The organism is Mesorhizobium sp. M7D.F.Ca.US.004.01.2.1, assembly GCF_003997785.1.
Taxonomy (GTDB): domain Bacteria; phylum Pseudomonadota; class Alphaproteobacteria; order Rhizobiales; family Rhizobiaceae; genus Mesorhizobium; species Mesorhizobium loti.
This window is the reverse complement of record NZ_RZRQ01000732.1, coordinates 1-695: the sequence shown is the minus strand read 5'-3', so window position 1 is coordinate 695 and position 695 is coordinate 1. Positions and strand designations below refer to the sequence as shown.

The following is a 695-nucleotide window of genomic DNA, read 5'->3' as shown; positions in this document are numbered from 1 at the left end:
CTCGTAATCGCTTTCGCCAGCTGGCCGCTCTACCGCCGCCTGCTTGTTGCAGTCAGCGGCAACCGCACCATCGCCGCGACCTTTGCCATCCTCTTCATCCTCGCCTTCCTGGTGATACCGATCGCGCTGGCCGGCACCTATGCGATCAACGAGGTCCGCGAATGGGTCGCCTGGGCGATCGAGACCAACCGTCACGGTGCCGTGACACCGCACTGGATCGCTACCATGCCTGTCGTGGGCGAGTGGCTGAACGAGCAGTGGACGACCAATTTTGGCCATCCCGGCGGCATTGGTGAACTGATCCAGCTGGTCAGCGGCGCCAACATCGGCAGCATCTATCGCGGCGTGCTGGCCGCCGGCGGCAGCGCTTTCGGCCTGCTCCTGACGCTGCTGTTCATGATGATCGCGCTGTTCTTCGCCTATCGCGACGGCGAGCATTTTGCCGGCCAGGTCGACCGCCTTGGCGAACGCATTCTGCCGGCCAGATGGGAACGGATCTCGCGCGTCGTGCCGGCGACGATCTCTTCGACCGTGACCGGCATGACGGTCATCGCCATTGGCGAGGGCCTGGTGCTGGGCATTGCCTACTGGCTGGCCGGCGTGCCGTCGCCGGTTACACTCGGCGCCTTGACCGGCGTCATGGCGCTGATCCCCGGCGGTGCACCACTGTCCTTCACCCTGGTCTCCATCTACCT

Annotated in this window: 1 protein-coding gene; it reads left to right on the top strand. The window is 64.9% G+C overall.

Features of this window, described 5'->3' with window-relative positions; genetic code table 11:
• On the top strand, nt 1-695 hold a 695-nt coding region (locus tag EN993_RS36500; RefSeq protein WP_164758092.1), incomplete at both ends, for an AI-2E family transporter.